Annotated in this window: 1 pseudogene; it reads left to right on the top strand. The window is 60.1% G+C overall.

Annotation, left to right across the window (positions count from 1 at the left end):
• Positions 1 to 286 precede the first annotated feature (286 nt).
• Positions 287 to 932: pseudogene (locus tag HMPREF3151_RS06825) on the top strand (DDE-type integrase/transposase/recombinase); the annotation flags it as partial.

The following is a 932-nucleotide window of genomic DNA, read 5'->3' as shown; positions in this document are numbered from 1 at the left end:
TCACCACACCGCTACCAACTAGCCGGTCGCAACAAGTTGGGGTCAGCTCGGCGTTAGCAGCAGGCGCGGACAGTGTTGTGATGAGTAGTGCTGCTGTTGCAGCAAGGAGTGGAAGCTTTTTCATAGGAACAATCTATCTCCCGCGCCACAGTGTTGCGCGGTCGTATCTAGTAACACCGTGGTGAGTATCGAATAACGCATTGGTGAGCATCCAGTAACAGTCCGGGGGAGGATTCTGGTGACCGCGTGACTTCAGGGCACGCGGCGTTACCAGAGGAGTCTGATTGTGACTGACTACCGGGCGGTAATGGATCAAGTGCTCAAAGGCTGGTCTGTCCGCCAAATCTGTTCGAGTTCGCGGTGCTCGCACACCACGGTGCAAAAGGCTCGTGATGCGCTGGTGGAACACAACATCACAACCCGTGAGCAACTTCGTGGGGTTGCGGATCATGAGCTGGCGGACTGGTTCGTCGACGGGCGCAGCCATGCTCAGGGGGATTTCGTCCCGATCGATTTCGACGCTGTCGCCAAAGCGCGCACCGGGCGCAACAAGGTGACCCTGCAGGTGCTGTGGGGCCGCTACACCGCACAGCCTGCGGGCACAGGCCAGCGGTACTACAGCTACGAGCGGTTTCGCCAACTTGTGGCTCAACACGTTGATGCAGCCGGGCTGACCGCCAGGATCACCCATGCCCCGGGCCATACGATGCAGGTGGACTGGGCAGGCACGAAGATGCGGTTGTTTGACCCCACCGGCGGACAAGGCTCGAAGGTCAGCATCTTTGTCGCTTCGCTGCCGTATTCGGGCATGGTGTTCGCCTGCGCGTGCGCGGATGAGCGCCAGGACGCGTGGCTTGCAGCTCATATCCGCGCGTTCGAGTACTTCGGCGGGGTCGCCGAGAGAGTGTCCGATTCTTTGTGTGCGGGGGTTT

Source organism: Corynebacterium sp. HMSC05H05, from assembly GCF_001807265.1.
Lineage (GTDB): Bacteria > Actinomycetota > Actinomycetes > Mycobacteriales > Mycobacteriaceae > Corynebacterium.
Note: the sequence above shows the minus strand (reverse complement) of the source record. Positions and strands in the feature narration are given on the sequence as shown.